The 15,079-nt window shown below is 59.4% G+C and carries 14 protein-coding genes; 5 read left to right on the forward strand and 9 right to left on the reverse strand.

Translation table 11 applies throughout. The features are described from left to right. Positions 1–6: 6 nt before the first annotated feature. Positions 7–549, reverse strand: a complete 543-nt coding sequence (locus HLUCCO03_RS00110; RefSeq protein WP_027829943.1) for a chorismate lyase — start codon at positions 547–549, stop codon at positions 7–9. Continuing rightward, entirely contained in the window at positions 530–1,087 is a 558-nt protein-coding gene (locus HLUCCO03_RS00115) for a hypoxanthine-guanine phosphoribosyltransferase (protein ID WP_027829942.1), read from the reverse strand. The genes HLUCCO03_RS00110 and HLUCCO03_RS00115 overlap by 20 nt, the downstream gene beginning before the upstream one ends. A gap of 261 nt (positions 1,088–1,348) precedes the next feature. On the opposite strand from HLUCCO03_RS00115, the gene HLUCCO03_RS00120 reads away from it, so the two are divergent. The 3 genes from HLUCCO03_RS00120 (at position 1,349) to tesB (ending at position 3,647) form a co-directional block, all read left to right on the forward strand. Then, positions 1,349–1,516 carry a rubredoxin gene (locus HLUCCO03_RS00120; protein ID WP_027829941.1) on the forward strand — a complete coding sequence of 56 codons (168 nt, stop codon included), beginning with the start codon at positions 1,349–1,351 and terminating at the stop codon, positions 1,514–1,516. Positions 1,517–1,554: 38 nt separating this feature from the next. Further along, positions 1,555–2,709 carry an FAD-dependent oxidoreductase gene (locus HLUCCO03_RS00125; RefSeq protein ID WP_027829940.1) on the forward strand — a complete coding sequence of 385 codons (1,155 nt, stop codon included), beginning with the start codon at positions 1,555–1,557 and terminating at the stop codon, positions 2,707–2,709. 80 nt (positions 2,710–2,789) lie between these two features. Beyond that, on the forward strand, positions 2,790–3,647 hold the full coding sequence (tesB, locus tag HLUCCO03_RS00130; RefSeq protein WP_027829939.1) for an acyl-CoA thioesterase II: 858 nt from the start codon (positions 2,790–2,792) through the stop codon (positions 3,645–3,647). Here tesB and HLUCCO03_RS00135 read toward each other — a convergent pair. The 3 genes from HLUCCO03_RS00135 to HLUCCO03_RS00145 form a co-directional block, all read right to left on the reverse strand. Next, positions 3,644–6,217: an EAL domain-containing protein gene (locus HLUCCO03_RS00135; RefSeq protein WP_027829938.1), complete on the reverse strand. Its 2,574-nt coding sequence runs from the start codon at positions 6,215–6,217 to the stop codon at positions 3,644–3,646. The two genes, tesB and HLUCCO03_RS00135, sit on opposite strands and share 4 nt — an antisense overlap. 103 nt (positions 6,218–6,320) lie before the next feature. Continuing rightward, positions 6,321–6,767: a flavodoxin gene (locus tag HLUCCO03_RS00140; RefSeq protein ID WP_027829937.1), complete on the reverse strand. Its 447-nt coding sequence runs from the start codon at positions 6,765–6,767 to the stop codon at positions 6,321–6,323. 85 nt (positions 6,768–6,852) lie between these two features. Continuing rightward, the gene (locus HLUCCO03_RS00145) at positions 6,853–7,959 is read right to left on the reverse strand and encodes a GGDEF domain-containing protein (protein ID WP_027829936.1); all 1,107 of its coding nucleotides are present in this window, start codon (positions 7,957–7,959) and stop codon (positions 6,853–6,855) included. Between the two features lie 203 nt (positions 7,960–8,162). On the opposite strand from HLUCCO03_RS00145, the gene HLUCCO03_RS00150 reads away from it, so the two are divergent. Both HLUCCO03_RS00150 and HLUCCO03_RS00155 read left to right on the forward strand, forming a co-directional pair. After that, positions 8,163–9,722, forward strand: a complete 1,560-nt coding sequence (locus HLUCCO03_RS00150; protein WP_027829935.1) for an inorganic phosphate transporter — start codon at positions 8,163–8,165, stop codon at positions 9,720–9,722. Between the two features lie 104 nt (positions 9,723–9,826). Beyond that, positions 9,827–10,093, forward strand: coding sequence for a hypothetical protein (locus HLUCCO03_RS00155; protein ID WP_027829934.1), 267 nt, complete (start codon positions 9,827–9,829; stop codon positions 10,091–10,093). Between the two features lie 217 nt (positions 10,094–10,310). Here HLUCCO03_RS00155 and panP read toward each other — a convergent pair whose 3' ends face one another. From panP to HLUCCO03_RS00175, 4 genes are all read right to left on the reverse strand, one after another. Then, the gene (gene panP / locus HLUCCO03_RS00160; protein ID WP_027829933.1) at positions 10,311–11,987 is read right to left on the reverse strand and encodes a pyridoxal-dependent aspartate 1-decarboxylase PanP; all 1,677 of its coding nucleotides are present in this window, start codon (positions 11,985–11,987) and stop codon (positions 10,311–10,313) included. 126 nt (positions 11,988–12,113) lie between these two features. Beyond that, positions 12,114–12,455 carry a DUF503 domain-containing protein gene (locus HLUCCO03_RS00165; RefSeq protein ID WP_027829932.1) on the reverse strand — a complete coding sequence of 114 codons (342 nt, stop codon included), beginning with the start codon at positions 12,453–12,455 and terminating at the stop codon, positions 12,114–12,116. 195 nt (positions 12,456–12,650) lie between these two features. Further along, the gene (locus tag HLUCCO03_RS00170; protein ID WP_027829931.1) at positions 12,651–14,354 is read right to left on the reverse strand and encodes an isovaleryl-CoA dehydrogenase; all 1,704 of its coding nucleotides are present in this window, start codon (positions 14,352–14,354) and stop codon (positions 12,651–12,653) included. A gap of 2 nt (positions 14,355–14,356) precedes the next feature. Continuing rightward, the gene (locus HLUCCO03_RS00175; protein WP_027829930.1) at positions 14,357–14,989 is read right to left on the reverse strand and encodes a TetR/AcrR family transcriptional regulator; all 633 of its coding nucleotides are present in this window, start codon (positions 14,987–14,989) and stop codon (positions 14,357–14,359) included. Between the last annotated feature and the right edge of the window lie 90 nt (positions 14,990–15,079).

The following is a 15,079-nucleotide window of genomic DNA, read 5'->3' on the forward strand; positions in this document are numbered from 1 at the left end:
GGGGTTTCAGTCAGCCAGGGTCGGCAGGAAATACTCGCCCACCAGCAGCAGATGCTGGCCACTGTAGAACCGGGATCGCCGTGCCGCCAGGGGCTGGGCGCTGTTGCTGCGCTGGCACAGGCCGGTCTCGAACGGACCCCGCTGCCACTCGGGATTGCTGAAAAGATAAGCCCCCAGGGGGCGGCGGCCAAGGTTGCGGAGGCGGCGGCCGCGCCCGGCCAGGGTGGCCAGCGGAATGATGGTGCGGGCAAGTACCCAGGGTGTGTCGTCGCCATTGAGGCAGACTTCGCGTACCCAGGCCTTCTGGCGAATCGGGATGCCCAGGGTGCGGGCTTCTTCCAGGGTGGGGCGGGCAAAGCCTTCCCGGAGAATATCCACGCGGAAGCTCTCGCGGCACTGAAGCTGAAGTGCACGGGTCAGTGACCCCTCAAGCTTGAGCCAGTAACCGAGCGGGCCATGGACGGCAGGATTTTTCAGGCCGGCTGCAGGAAAAGATCGGTACCAGTCCGTTGGCGGGATGCAGATGGCGTTACAGTCCCTTGACGGCATAAATTCCCGGGGCATTACGCCAGTAGCCTTTATAATCCATGCCGTAGCCAAACAGGAACCGGTCCTCCACTTCAAGCCCGGTAAAGTCGGCTTTCAGGTCTGGCCGTGCCTTGCGGTCGTGCTGCTTGTCCACGAGCACGGCCGTCAGCACTTCTTTGGCTCCATGGGCAAGGCAGTAATCCGCGATGGCACAGAGGGTCGTACCTTCATCGAGTATGTCGTCGACGATCAGAACGGTTCTGCCATTCATGTCGGCTTCCGGCCGCAGTTTCCATTCCAGTATGCCGCCGGTTGTCTCCTGGCGGTATCGGGTGGCATGGAGGTATTCCGCCTGCACCGGGAACGCCAGCCTTGGCAACAGCTGGCCGGTCAGAATCAGCCCACCGTTCATCACGCAGAACAGCAGGGGGTTGGTGTCCCTGAGGCGCCCGGAAATCTCGTCCGCGAGGCTCTGGATGGCGGCCTGTACCTGCTGCTCGTTCACCAGGCAATCGGCGTCGGCCATTACCTGGTTCAGTTCGGCGACGGTATCGGTCATAGCGGTCGGGTCCTGTTGTAAAACGGCCGATTATACCGGAGGAGGGGCGCTGAAGGGAGGGGGCGATCCCTGTGCGCTGTCGGTATTTGTGGCTATTGGCAGAAATCCCGCCTGAAGTCCGTCTGCGCCGGCATTGGTCAATGTCCCGGCGATGGGTATGATGGATGGCCGGTTAAAGCAGCGCCCCCGGGCGCAAAAAGACTTGCGTGCATGATTGTAGGACAATTATCATCGCGCCCTGATGAGTTTCGGAGGAGTGGCATGAAGAAGTGGCAATGCGTTGTTTGTGGTTTTATCTACGATGAGGCCGAGGGCTGGCCGGACGACGGTATCGAACCCGGTACCGCCTGGGAAGATGTACCCGATGACTGGGAATGCCCCGACTGCGGCGTGGGCAAGGAAGACTTTGAGATGATCGAGATCGGTTGACAAGACCGTTGCAGACGAACTGAGCCGGAGAGCAGGTAATGAGTACAGAAGCACCCATCGTGATTGTCGGGACGGGGTTGTCAGGCTACACCCTGGCGAAGGAAATCCGTAAACAGGACGAAAACGCCTCCATTGTGATGGTTACCGCGGACGATGGTTTCAGTTACTCCAAGCCCATGCTCTCCACCGGTTTCACCAAGGGCAAGGAAGCTGACGAACTGGCCCAGGGCTCCGCGGAAACCATGGCGGAGCAACTGAACCTGGAATTGCGAGCCTATACCACTGTCACCGGTATTGATCCCGATGCCCACGAACTGGTACTGGGCGATGAGCGTCTGGCCTACGGCAAACTCGTGCTGGCCTGGGGCGCCGATGTGATCCGTCTGTCGATCAAGGGCGATGGTCAGGAGCACGTGTTCTCCATCAATGACCTGATGGACTATCGCGCGTTCCGCAGGGCCCTGCAGGGCCGGAAGAAGGTCGCCATCATGGGCGCCGGCCTGATCGGCTGCGAGTTTGCCAATGACCTGCGCAACGGTGACTATGAAGTCGACGTCATTGCCCCTTCTGATGCCCTGATGCCCGGACTCCTGCCCCCGCCTGCGGCGGAAGCCGTGCGCAGTGGTCTCGAAGAGCTGGGCGTCCGCTTCCATCTTGAAACCGTTGTCGATCACATCGCCACCCGGGGAGACGGTGTGAGACTGACCCTGGCCAATGGCGAAAAGCTGGATGCCGACCTGGTGATTTCCGCCGTGGGGCTGCGGTCCCGTACGGAACTGGCCGCTGCTGCCGGCCTTGAAACCAACCGGGGAATCGTGGTGAATCGGGCGCTGGAAACGTCTGTGCCGGATGTTTACGCTCTTGGCGATTGTGCGGAAGTGGATGGCCACGTTCTGCTGTATGTTATGCCATTGATGGCCTGTGCCCGGGCCCTGGCAAAAACTCTTACCGGTGAACGAACCGAAGTCCGGTACGGCACCATGCCGGTGATGGTCAAGACACCCTGTTGTCCGACGGCGGTCTGCCCGCCGCCGCCCGGGGCCTCCGGAAGCTGGCATGTGGAGGCGGATGGCCAGGATGTCCGGGCCCTGTTCAAGGCCGACTCCGGAGAAGTGCTCGGGTTTGCAGTGACCGGGCGCTTTGCCGTGGAGAAACAGGCCCTGTCAAAAGAAGTGCCGCCGATACATCCTTGATCAGCGGCAACGGGATTGCGAAAACCCCCGGCTTGCGGTAGAAACTCATTCGTGAGCTAACGAAATTGACAGGAGCGGGCATGCTTGAAGTAACCAGAAGGCTGGTGGATCTGCTGGATCTTTCCCCGATTGGCGATGACCATTTCCAGGGGGACAGTGAAGATCTCGGCTTCCCCAATGTTTTCGGCGGCCAGGTTCTGGGCCAGGCTCTGATGGCTGCCAGCCGCACGGTGGAAGGGCGCCTGCCTCATTCCCTGCATGCCTATTTCCTGCGTCCGGGCAATCACAGCATGGCCATTGATTACGAAGTGCAGAGGGTTCGCGACGGTGGCAGTTTTTCCGTGCGCCGGGTGATCGCACGCCAGGATGGCAAGGAAATCCTCACCGGCTCCATGTCATTCCAGGTGGCCGAAGAAGGCTTCGAACATCAGCTGGATATGCCTGCAGCTCCTGACCCTGAAACCCTGAAGTCGGAGCAGGAATACGGTGAACTGCTGGCGCCTCACGTACCGGAACATCTGCGCGAGACACTGACCCGGGAGCGCCCCATTGAAATCCGCCCCGTGAACCCGGTCAACCCGTTGAAGCCGGAGCCCCGCCCGCCCTACAAGCAGAGCTGGTTCCGCACCCAGGGCCACCTTCCGGATGATCCGGTACTGCACCGGTGCCTGCTGACCTACGCGTCTGACTTCTCGTTCCTGGGCACGTCCCTGAATCCCCATGGCGTCACCTTCATGAGCAAAAAGATGCAGGTAGCCAGCCTGGACCACTCCATCTGGTTTCACCGGGAATTCCGCATGGACGAATGGCTGCTCTATGACAAGGACAGCCCCAGCGCATCGGGCGGCCGTGGTTTCAATCGCGGTAACTTTTTTGATCAGCGGGGAAGACTGGTGGCATCCACCACACAGGAAGCATTGATACGCCACCGCGGTTAACCCAGCTGGCGGCCTTTCTCGTGACGGGGCTGTTGGTCCAGCCATGCGGTCAGTTCATCGAATGGCAAGGGCGGGCTGAGGAAATAGCCCTGGATCATGTCGCAGCCCATCTGCTCCAGCAGGTCCAGGGTTTCCTGTTTCTCAACGCCTTCTGCAACCACGCTGTAGCCCAGGCTGTGGCACATTTCGATCGTGGTTCTGACGATCACCCGGTCGCCGGCCTCGGTGGCCAGATCGGTTACCAGTGAACGGTCAATCTTGATTTCACTGGCGGGCAACTGCTTGATGTAGGACAGTGATGAATAGCCGGAACCGAAGTCGTCGATGGACAGCGGAATGCCGGTGGCATGCAACGATTTGAGCGCCGCCAGGGAGTTGGCCGGGTCCTGCATCATCGAGGTTTCGGTAACCTCCAGGGTAATGGCGCCATGATGGGAGCGATGGCTGCTCATCAACCGTTGCACGAACATGGAAAAGTCACGCTCTCTCAGGTTGTTGGGTGAAATGTTCACCGAAAGGTCCAGCCTGTAACCCTGTTCCAGCAACCGGCTTCTCATGGCAAGTGACTGCTCCAGTACCCAGCGGGTCAGCGGTTTGATCAGGCCGGTTTGTTCGGCCAGGGCAATAATCTCGTCGGCAGGAATCCGGTTCTTGTGTTCCGGCCATCGTATCAGGGCCTCCAGCCCTACTACTTCCCGGGTTTTCAGCGACATTTTGGGTTGCAGGTAAAGGGCAAGCCCGTTGTTCTGCAGGGCATGCCTGAGTTCCGAGACCAGTGTCAGTCGGTCGGCACTGTAGGAATCCCGAGACGGCTGGTAGAAAGCCAGCCCCCGGTCCCTTGCGTCTTCAGAGCCCTGGGCAATATAGGCCCTGCGGATCAATGTATTGGCATCGGTGGCATGATCCGGGCAGATGGCGGTACCGGTACGAGGGTCCAGAGGCAATTGCATGCCCAGATAGTCGAGGGGTTCGCGGAGTTCCTCAATGGCTTTGACAACCGCGCGCGGGACCTGGGCCAGGGTGTCGGTTTCTACCACAAAACCAAAGGTGGATGACTCCAGGGAAGCCAGATAAAACGATTGTTGTTCCGTGCTCTCTACCGGACAGATTCCGGGCAGGTCGCCGACGATGCTGTTGAACCGTCGGCCGGCCAGTTCGATCAGCCTGTCAGTATTGCGATGTCCCAGGGTTTTGGTAATGGATGGAAGATTGGTGAGATGAATCACCGATATGGAGAATCGCTTGCCCGGTTCCCGGGCGATCAGCTCGTTGATCATCATTTCCAGGCAAGTGCGATTTGGCAGGCCGGTCAACGGGTTGTGCAGCGCCTGGTCAATCAGCCGCAGTTCGGCAGAACGTCTCGCCGCCATCGCGGCAAGTTCCGCTTCCCGTGCCCGGACTTTATCTTCCCGCTCCTGGTAAAGCCTGGCGGCGAGTGCAATCGTCAGCAATATGGCCTCGAGCGCCGAGCCGATCTCCATGCCATAAACGGTCACAAAATTGGTGGGAAGAAGCCCGTACTTGTTGGCGGCGGTTGCTGCGCTGCCCAGGGTCAGAAGGCCCCAGGCAATGGTGTAGTAGCTGGCCTGGGGGTTGCCCCTGATCCATTGCAGCGGGCCGATAACCGTCAGCAGAAGGCAGCTGGGAATGGCCAGGGCAACGGTAAGCCGGCTGGCAATGCTGTAATCGGTAATAAACGTGGTAGCAGCAACCGCAAGGTTGACGAGGACCGTGTACCGGACCAGCCTGTCCATTTTGGGGCTGGTGGATCTGAGGTTCAGAAAAGCGCGGGAGAACAGCAGGGTAAAGATCAGTGCGCCCGGAACCGTCAGCATCATCGCCTGGTTGTGCAGCCAGGGCAGGCCCGGCCAGATTAGCTGATAGGTACTGCCGTTCAGGCTTCCGATCAGAAGCAGGTACCCCAGGGTGGACAGCACATACAGCAGATACATGCGCTCCCGCAGGGCCATAAAGACGAACAGGTTGAAGAAAATCACCATGATCATGATGCCGTAGTAAATGGCATGCATCTGATCTTCCACCGAGGCAGCCTCGAAAAAAGCAGCCGGAGTCCAGAGCCGGACCGGTACCTGCATTGCGCCCTGGGTCTGCACCTTGAGCAGCACCTGATAGTCACTGTCCGGGCTCACGTCGAAGGCGAACAGGAAGTTGCGGTGTTTGATCGGGCGATTATCGAACGGGAAGTGGTCACCGGTCAGCACACGCTGACGGACAACGCCGTTTTCGAGCAGGTAGAAAGTAATCTGGTCCAGCTGGGGATAGCGGACTTCAAGCAGTTGGCGGTTACCAGGCAGTGTCGACAGGGCGGATAAAGGAATACGGAGCCACACGGTATCTCGGATGTAGCCGAAGTTCGGACTTTCGCCTTCCAGTGACTGCCAACTATCAGAAGCAAGTGCTTCTCTGAGATCCAACTCTTCCGAAGGAGCCACCCGGATGTAGTCCATATCCGGCTCTGCAAACCCCGTTTCTGCGGGGCGTGCCTGGGTTCCGAAAGCCAATATGATCAATACGCCGGTCAGGGCGAAAATCTGAGCAATATGGCGCACGTATAACCAATATTGTTGTGGTTGTCCGGCCCAGTATGGCGTTAACCCCCCAGGGGCTCAAGAGAGAACTGGCGGGATTTTTCCGCGTCCGGCTGCCAGGGTTTCACAGATGCTCCAGCCACTGTCGGACCCAGGGCTCTGCTTCCAGTTCCGGTTCGGTGGTTTCCAGGGCGTCAATCCGCAGCGTATCACCGACCTTCCGCGCCGAGGTTTCGTACAATGCCTCTTCCATCAGTTCGCCGGCCCCGCAAAACGTCTCACCGTAGGAGCTGTCGCCCAGGACAATGACCCCGAAGGGGCGTCCCGGTTGCTGGGGCAGTTCCTCGCGGAGCCTCAGGTAGAAGGGCAGCAGGTTTGGGGGGACTTCGCCCTGGCCGGTCGTGGATGTGCAGACCAGAATCGGGTCGGTGTTACCGGTTATGTCTTCCAGCTCGGGATTTTCAAGGACCGTGATCTGATGACCGTCCTGTTCAAGCTGCTTTTTCAGTGAACGTGCTGTCAGCAGGGCACCGCCATACACACTGCCAACCAGAATCCGGATTGATGCCATGATTCGTCCTGTCTGTTGGTAACGGCAGTGTACAGCGTGTCACTGCCTGAATCGCGACAGATCATAGCGACAGAGACGGCTGGCCTCAAGCGCGGGCACCCGGTAATCCTCCCTCCGTCGAGGTGGTGCGTACACGTGGTGCGATGCGGTTGCGACCGTCTTCCTTGGCGCTGTAGAGGTGGATATCAGCCTGTTTGAGCAGCTCGTTGACCGAGCCGGCCTTGGCAATGGAGCAGATGCCGGCGCTGATGGTAATGGGTAGCCGCTCTCCACCAAAGGTGAACTCGGTGTTGGCTACTTCGGCACGCAGGCGCTCGGCCAGGGTCAGGGCCTGCAGTAACGAGGTATCCGGCAGCAGGATCAGGAATTCTTCGCCGCCCCAGCGGGCAGCGACATCCGTCTGGCGGATAACCCCCTGCATAAGCGCCGCAAAACGGCGAAGGACATGGTCGCCGGCGTCGTGTCCGTACTCATCGTTGATGTGCTTGAACAGGTCCAGGTCGATCAGCGCGATTGAAAAATGGTGCCCCGAACGTTGATACCGGGAGAATTCCGCGCCGAGCCGATGCTGCATATCCCGGCGGTTGGAAAGCCCCGTCAGTTCGTCGGTACGGGCGGCGTGCTCGTGGGCCCTGGCCAGGTTCATCAACTCGTTACGGGCCTTGAGCCGGCTGGCTTCCAGCACGAAACAGAAAATGGATTCAAAGGTGAGGGTGGCAAAAAAGCGAATCTTGAAGTCGGTGGTGTATTCCGCGGTGACCAGTGGCAATTCCGGGAACTGGAAAACCACAACCGCCAGCAGATAGCAGAACAGCAGAACTGCGGTTCCGGTCTTGAGGTCGGTCAGATAGAACAGCAAGGGAGGGAACACATAAAGCCAGAGTGGCCCGGTGTTGCTCTCGCCACCGGTAACGATCAGGTACCCGAACAGCAACCCGACGATGGCAATCATGCCTACCTTCTGTTGCCGTCGATTGCCATTTCGCGCAAAGAGCAGCATGTTCAGTGCCATTAGCACCGCAAAGAACCAGAGCACTGCAGCATGGGTGACATGGGTAGCAAACCACGCTTTGGCTCCGATGCCGAACAGGAACAGGATAGCCATGGCCGACAGGCCGGTAAGCAGTCGGGAAACCCGCTCTTCCTCACTCTCGTCGGCAATTTTCTGGCTGGGGTCGGGAAGTCTGGTCATGGCACTCTTGTTATTGTCTGGTGCGCCTGCTGCACATTAATGGGTCAGATTAGCCAAACATGGCAGCCTGTACAGCGACCTCGGTCAAGCAATTTCAAATATGACAGTTTTATTTCATTTTCAGGGCAAAAAATTTATAGTTGCCGCCTTAGGAATGCTTTCTTTCAGCTCCCCGTGTTCCCAGATGCGAGACCAGATGTATTATGGCCAGCAAAAACGGATACCTTGATACCATCCTGACGAGCCCTTCCACCGAACGTTACCGGGTCGGCATCAGCTTTCTTTTCCTGCTTATCATCTTCCTGGCGGTGGGTCAGATCAGCAGTGGTATGCCTAACAGCATGCTGCTGATGGCCGCGGCAGTGATTGGCGGCTATATGGCGATCAATATCGGTGCCAACGATGTGGCCAACAACGTGGGGCCTGCCGTAGGTTCGGGGGCCCTGTCCCTGGGGAGCGCGGTTATCATTGCCGCCGTGTTCGAGGCCGCGGGTGCCATCATTGCCGGTGGTGATGTGGTGTCCACCATCAAGGGCGGCATTATCGCTGCTGACCGGCTGGAGGATGTCAGCACCTTTGTCTGGCTGATGACAGCGGCATTGCTGGCCGGTGCACTGTGGCTCAACCTGGCTACATGGATGGGCGCTCCGGTATCCACCACGCACTCCATTGTCGGTGGCGTTCTGGGTGCCGGTGTCGCCGCCGGCGGCTGGGGTATTGCCGACTGGGCAGTGATGAGCAAGATTGTGGCCAGCTGGGTGATTTCTCCGGTGATGGGTGGTGTGCTGGCGGCCCTGTTCCTGTATGCCATCAAGAAAACCGTTCTCTACCGGCAGGACGTAGTCCCGGCTGCCAGAACCTTTGTCCCCTGGCTTGTGGCCATTATGGCGTGGGCCTTTGGCACCTATCTGATGGTCAAGGGGGTCAAAAAGATTGTCGATGTTGGTTTCCTGGGCGCCTCCCTGGTGGGCCTGGCCGTTGCCATTGTTGTCTTCATCGCCATGAAGACGCTGGTAAGTCGCCGTGCCGCCACCATGGAAAACAGCTCAGCAGGCGTGAATGAGCTGTTTGTCTGGCCCATGATCTTCGCTGCGGCACTGCTGAGTTTTGCCCATGGCGCCAACGACGTAGCCAATGCCATTGGCCCGCTGGCAGCAATCAATGATGCACTTTCGGCGGAAACAGTGGTGACATCGGCCGCCATACCGCTCTGGGTGATGCTGGTGGGTGCGCTTGGCCTTGCGGTAGGGCTGATGCTGTTCGGGCCGCGGCTGATCAAGACCGTCGGCAGCGAAATCACGGAGCTGGATAAAACCCGTGCGTTCTGTATTGCCCTGTCGGCGGCCCTGACGGTCATCATTGCCTCACAGCTGGGGCTGCCCGTCAGTTCAACCCACATTGCCGTGGGTGGCGTATTCGGTGTGGGTTTCCTGCGGGAGTACCTGAAATCGAACTATGCGACTCAGCTTCACAACATCATGGACAACCATGAAGGCGAAGAGCTTGAGCGCCTGCGTCCATTCCTGGACGATTTCCGCAATGCCTCTGTTGAGGAAATGGAAAGTCTGCTCCAGCAGGCCAAGCAGAAGAAACAGGTGCCCCTGTCCAAGAAAGAGCGCAAGCGCCTCAAGAAAATCTACCGCGAGGAGATGGTCAAGCGCTCCCACCTGACCCGTATCGTTGCCGCCTGGATTATCACGGTGCCTGTGTCGGCGTGCATGGCCGCCATCCTGTTCTTCACCCTGCGCGGCTTTCTGATGTAAGCAATCACCGGTGCTGGTTGTCAGGTGCCTGTTTGGCCCATACTATTCCTGATACGGGAGGTGTTGCCTCCCCCCAAATTGCCACACAATCCGGGGATTGATTCATGAGTTCAGCAGAAGAAAGCCGTCAGGCAAAAGTGATTGACGAGCTCAGGGTGTTTATCAAGAAGGTCCTCAGTGACCCCACGATTGCCGTGAAGTCGGTGGAGATCGCCCGCAAGTACCGTAACCAGCCCAATGCCAACGAGCTTATTGCCCGGGAAATCAGCGCCAACACTACCATCCGGATTCCGGAAACCTGGAGCCGGGCGGATCATATGTTTCTTGAGATTCGGGACGAAGTGCTGGATGACGAAGAGGCGCTTTACTGATTCGTCGGGGTGACTTTAGCTTGGAGTAGGTGATCGGAGCGGGACAGGCTTCCAAAACACGCTGTGAATACATCCGTGTACGCTCGGCTCCGCCCTCCATGGCTCCGCACGGTTTTGGAAGCCTGTCCCGCTCCGATCACGGAAAGTCCGTGCTAGACGCCGCGCGTGTTTTGAGCAGTGCTCCCGCCCCTCGCGGTGTTTGACCAGTTGCCGCTCCTCAGGCCTGACGAACACCGGGCTGGTGCTGTTTCAGAATGGCATCAGCCATCTGATCCAGAATGGCAATTTCATCTTCGATACCCTCATCCGCCGACAGTTCCCGCTGTTCCTTGAGTATGTCCGCCAGGATTTCTTTGGTGGTCAGCGGGTTGGCCAGTACCACCCGGAAGACGATACAGGGGAAGTGGAAGTAGCTTGCAGGCTCCAGGCGGGTCCGGGAGACGAAGGCTTTACCGCGTTCACGCTGGGTTTTCTGGATGAACTTGGTGATGCGGTTCAGGCAGGTGTTGAGCCGTTCAGCCTGCAGTGAGTCGGCTACGGCCAGTGCCTGCTGGACCTTTGCGGGGCAGTAGCGATAGGTGAGAATGTTGAGCTCGGGTCTGGTGATGAGCTCGAAATCCGCCTCGGCGTCGATCATTTCCGCAAAGGTTCTGGCCTTGTCGATGCCCTGGTCGATGAGGATTTCGTACCCTTCCCGCGCCAGTATCTTCAGCCCCGACTGGATCAGCATGGACATGCCCGGCCGTGAACCTTCCAGGGTTGTGCTGCCCAGGTCCCGGGAACCCTTACGGATGATGTACTGGGCGTGGTGTTCAACTGCACTTGCCAGGCTGGGATCGCGGAACACCACCAGCCCCGCGCCCATTGGCACATAGAGCTGTTTATGGGCGTCGAAGGTTACCGAGTCTGCCTTTTCAATGCCCCTCATCAGGTGCCGATGGGTGCGGGAGAACAGGGTTGGCCCGCCCCAGGCGGCGTCTACATGGAAGTGGGCGCCGAATTCCCGGGCGATGTCGGCCATGGCGTCGAGGGGGTCGACATTGCCGGTTTCAGTCGTGCCGGCAATCCCGCAGATGGCCATCACCCGGATTTTCTGGCGGTGCAGCTCCAGGCATTTTTCCCGCAGGGCGTCGGTGTTGATGCGGTTGTCGTCGTCGGTATCGACAGGCACCAGGAAGTCACGGCCCAGGCCGAGTACATCGGCGGCTTTGCGCAGGGAGTAGTGGCCCCGGCGGGATACCAGGATGGCGGCCCCTTCGCAGCCATAATAGCGCAGTGCCCGGAACAGGCCTTCCTGGTGGATGCCGCGGAAGCTGCCCTCCGCCGGGAAGGCGTTGTTGCGGGCCACCCAGAGTGCCGTCAGGTTGGCAACGGTGCCACCGGAGCACATGGCGCCAAGGGCGTACCGGGGGTCATGCATCCACTTGCGGTAGAAGGCGCCGTCCTGTTCGTAGACCAGGCGGTGGATCATGCCCAGTACCTGGCGCTCCATGGGGGTAAACGCCTTGGAGGTTTCGGTTTTGACCAGGTTCTGGTTGAGGGCAATCATGATTTTGGACAGCGGCAGCATGAAGTAGGGCAATGCCGATGTCATGTGGCCGATAAAGCTGGGAGAAGCGGTGTGTACGGAGTTGGCCACCAGCTTGTCCAGCAGGAACTGGGCCTGTTCGGAGACGAATATGGGTTTCTCGGGAATGGCATAGTCCGAGAAGTCTTTCTCGACGTCGGAAAGGTCTTTTTCAACCGCAACGATGTGTTCCTGGAGGAATCCTGCCAGGTTGCGGGAGATGTTCTGGTCAATCCGGCTCAGTGTGGATTCAGGTGCCTCGGGCACGGTGAATACACGGTACATGGCTTCTACCGAAGCCTGGGCGGATTTTTTCTTTCCGGTCATAGGTGCCACACACTATCAGTGGTCATTCGCAAAGCCTGTCCCGGGCGTTCCGTTCTCCCTGAGGGGGCGTAGTATACGGTGTCGTGAAACCATACGCTACAGCATGGTCTCTGCCCGGCGGGAGGGTCAAAGTATCTCCCGGTGTACCTCCAGTATGGCAGCGTCGACGCGTTCCTGTATGGCTTTTTCTATCTGGTCCAGGCGCTGGGATATCTGTTGCGATGAGCCGCCAAGGGCCGCGATGGTCCAGGTGGCGCAGTCGACGGCGTCCTGGTCGGCGGTTTCGGCCACGGCCAGGTCGGGTTCCTTGCCCCAGATGGCTTTCATGGCGGTGAAGGCCTTGCGTTTGGCTTTGAGGTCTTCGCAGGCGTAGAGCTGGAAGTGCAGGGTGAGGATGCCTACGTGCGGGGTGATGACGGGGTGCTGGGTGTTGCCTTGGTTCAGGAGCTTTCTCAGGGCTTCGGACATTTCTTTGCTTCCGGCTATGGTGCAGGAACCAGCGGGGGATGGCTTTCCAAAACACGCTCAAGCACATCCCTGTGGCGCTTGGGCTCCGCCATCCATGGCTCCGCACAGTTTTGGAAAGCCATCCCCCACTGGTTCGCGAACTTTTCAGTTAGAGTCCGCTTCGTCAGGCAATCAGTGCGGCCTGGCGAATCTCTTCTAGCCTACTACAGGCGTTGCCCGTTTGATAATGGCCGCCGGGTTGGTGCCGGAGGGCAGATTGCCGTAGTTGAGGCCGCCGTTGTGTTCCAGGCGGGAGGCGCAGAAGGCGTCGGCGACGGCGGGGTCGGAGTTTCTGATCAGCAGGGATGACTGCATCAGCAGGGCCAGGCGGTCCACCAGGTTGCGGGCGCGGTATTCGAAGTCGCTGATGTCGGCGAAGTCGTTCTGCAACTGGGCCAGGAACCGGTCGAAGCGGGTGTCGATGCCACGGGCTTCGGCGGCTTCGCTGAAGAAGGCGTCCAGGGTGTCGGGTTCTTTCTGCAGGGCGCGCAGGGTGTCCAGGCACTGGACGTTGCCGCTGCCTTCCCAGATGGCGTTGACCGGTGACTCCCGCAGCAGGCGGGGCATGATGCAGTCTTCCATCACGCCGCTGCCGCCGATGCATTCCATGGCTTCGTAGGCGTGGTTCGGTGTGCGTTTGCAGATCCAGTATTTGCCGACGGGGGTGGCCAGGCGGGCCAGCAGGCGTTCGTGTTCCAGGTGCTGGTTGTCCAGTGAGCGGGCAATGCGCATGGTGTAGGCGAGAGCCGCTTCGCTTTCCAGCGCCAGGTCGGCCAGTACGTTCTGCATCAGGGGCTGTTCGCTCAGGCGGTTGCCAAAGGCGCTGCGGTGATGGCAATGGTGGCTGGCCTGGGCCAGGGCCTGGCGCATGCCGGCGGAGCTGCCGATCATGCAGTCGAAGCGGGTCATGGCGACCATTTCGATGATAGTGGGCACGCCGCGGCCTTCCTCACCGACCATCCACGCCAGAGCACCACGCAGTTCCGCTTCGCTGGAGGCGTTGGCGATGTTGCCCATCTTGTTTTTCAGGCGCTGGACCTGCCAGGGGTTTTTGCTGCCGTCCGGGCGCCAGCGGGGCATCAGGAAGCAGGACAGGCCGCTTTTGGTCTGGGCCAGTACCAGGAAGGCATCGCACATGGGGGCGGATACAAACCATTTGTGGCCGACCAGTTCATAGGCCTGGCCCGGGCCTTCGGCACCTGTGGCATAGGCGCGGGTGGTATTGGCCCTGACATCGCTGCCGCCCTGTTTTTCGGTCATCGCCATGCCGATGGTGACTGACTGTTTCTCGCTGTCTGGCAGGTTGCGCGGGTCGTAGCTGTTGGCGAGGATCTTGTCTTCCCAGATGGCTGCCAGTTCCGGTTGCTTGCGGATGGACGGGATGGCGGCAAAGGTCATGGTAATGGGGCAGCAGTGGGCCGCTTCCACCTGGGAGTGCATGTAGTATTTGGCAGCCCTTGCAACGTGGGCGCCTGTTCCCGGGTTGGTCCAGGGGCTGCTGTGCAGGCCGTTTTCCATGGCGGTGGCCATGAGCTGGTGGTAAGCCGGGTGGAAGTCCACCTGGTCAATCCGGTGCCCGAAGCGGTCATGGGTATTGAACACCGGTTTGTTCTCGTTGGCACGGAAGCCCAGCTCAATGGTTTCGGCAGCACCGGCAAGGGTTCCGAACCGCTTCAGATCAGCGGTAGCGCCCGCCGCGCCTTCCCGCACCACCGCTTCCTGCAGGGCCCTGTCCTGTTCAAACAGGCTGTAATTCTCCAGGGCCGGGGGTTGGTTGAAAACCTCATGGGTGACGGCCAGGTAGCGGTCGTTACCGGCAGGGCGGGTGTTGTCCTCTGGCAGTGGCTGGCGGGCGTTCATCTTTACCTCCTGGTGCCAGTCAACCCCTGCATGCAAAAGCAAATGATGGAGTCGACCAGCGGATTGTGATCGTTGTTATCTGCCTGGTGCGCGCCGCTGGCATGGGCCGGTGACAACGGGCCTACCAGGCTTTCAGCAATGGCACCTACCAGGCAGGTGCTGCTTTGCCTGGCGTCCTGGCCGGGAAGGCTGCCTTCGCCGATGCCCTCCCGGATTGCCCGTTCAAACAGCTCGGCGTAAGCCCTGCGGAACTTGAGTCGCTCTTCTTCCACTTTCGGGTCCACCGGTTCGGCGATCAGTGACCAGGCCATAACCGGCCCTCTCAGGGCGCGTTCCGCGAACTGCCGCAGGGCCGCTTCCAGGCGGATGACTGCGTTGCCGTCAGTGGCCAGTGCTTCAGCAACCTTGTCCACTTCCCGCTGTGTTGCAATCCTGAAGATCTCAGCAAACAGGTGTTCCTTGGACTCAAAGTGCCTGTAGATGGTTCCTGTGGCGACCCCTGCACACGACGCGATGCGGGTTATCTGTGCGCTGCGAAAGCCGCCGGTAGAGACACATTCATAGGTACATTCAATGATACGCTTGCGGGCCTCTGCCTTGCGATTGCGCATCTTTTCCGTTTCCCGGTATGCCATGCGGGTTCCTTATAAGCAGTGAATCACTATTCATTCTTTGTGTCAATCAATCACGCCCCACAGTCTGGTTCATATTGTTCTTTAAAAACA

The sequence above is a fragment of the Marinobacter sp. HL-58 genome (genome assembly GCF_001314605.1).
Lineage (GTDB): Bacteria > Pseudomonadota > Gammaproteobacteria > Pseudomonadales > Oleiphilaceae > Marinobacter.

Excerpts from the sequence above, each read along its gene's own strand:
- HLUCCO03_RS00110 (WP_027829943.1), bottom strand. The coding sequence starts at position 549 with ATGCCGTCAAGGGACTGTAACGCCATCTGCATCCCGCCAACGGACTGG.
- HLUCCO03_RS00115 (WP_027829942.1), bottom strand. The coding sequence starts at position 1,087 with ATGACCGATACCGTCGCCGAACTGAACCAGGTAATGGCCGACGCCGAT.
- HLUCCO03_RS00120 (WP_027829941.1), top strand. The coding sequence starts at position 1,349 with ATGAAGAAGTGGCAATGCGTTGTTTGTGGTTTTATCTACGATGAGGCC.
- HLUCCO03_RS00125 (WP_027829940.1), top strand. The coding sequence starts at position 1,555 with ATGAGTACAGAAGCACCCATCGTGATTGTCGGGACGGGGTTGTCAGGC.
- tesB (WP_027829939.1), top strand. The coding sequence starts at position 2,790 with ATGCTTGAAGTAACCAGAAGGCTGGTGGATCTGCTGGATCTTTCCCCG.
- HLUCCO03_RS00140 (WP_027829937.1), bottom strand. The coding sequence starts at position 6,767 with ATGGCATCAATCCGGATTCTGGTTGGCAGTGTGTATGGCGGTGCCCTG.
- HLUCCO03_RS00145 (WP_027829936.1), bottom strand. The coding sequence starts at position 7,959 with ATGACCAGACTTCCCGACCCCAGCCAGAAAATTGCCGACGAGAGTGAG.
- HLUCCO03_RS00150 (WP_027829935.1), top strand. The coding sequence starts at position 8,163 with ATGGCCAGCAAAAACGGATACCTTGATACCATCCTGACGAGCCCTTCC.
- HLUCCO03_RS00155 (WP_027829934.1), top strand. The coding sequence starts at position 9,827 with ATGAGTTCAGCAGAAGAAAGCCGTCAGGCAAAAGTGATTGACGAGCTC.
- panP (WP_027829933.1), bottom strand. The coding sequence starts at position 11,987 with ATGACCGGAAAGAAAAAATCCGCCCAGGCTTCGGTAGAAGCCATGTAC.
- HLUCCO03_RS00165 (WP_027829932.1), bottom strand. The coding sequence starts at position 12,455 with ATGTCCGAAGCCCTGAGAAAGCTCCTGAACCAAGGCAACACCCAGCAC.
- HLUCCO03_RS00170 (WP_027829931.1), bottom strand. The coding sequence starts at position 14,354 with ATGAACGCCCGCCAGCCACTGCCAGAGGACAACACCCGCCCTGCCGGT.
- HLUCCO03_RS00175 (WP_027829930.1), bottom strand. The coding sequence starts at position 14,989 with ATGGCATACCGGGAAACGGAAAAGATGCGCAATCGCAAGGCAGAGGCC.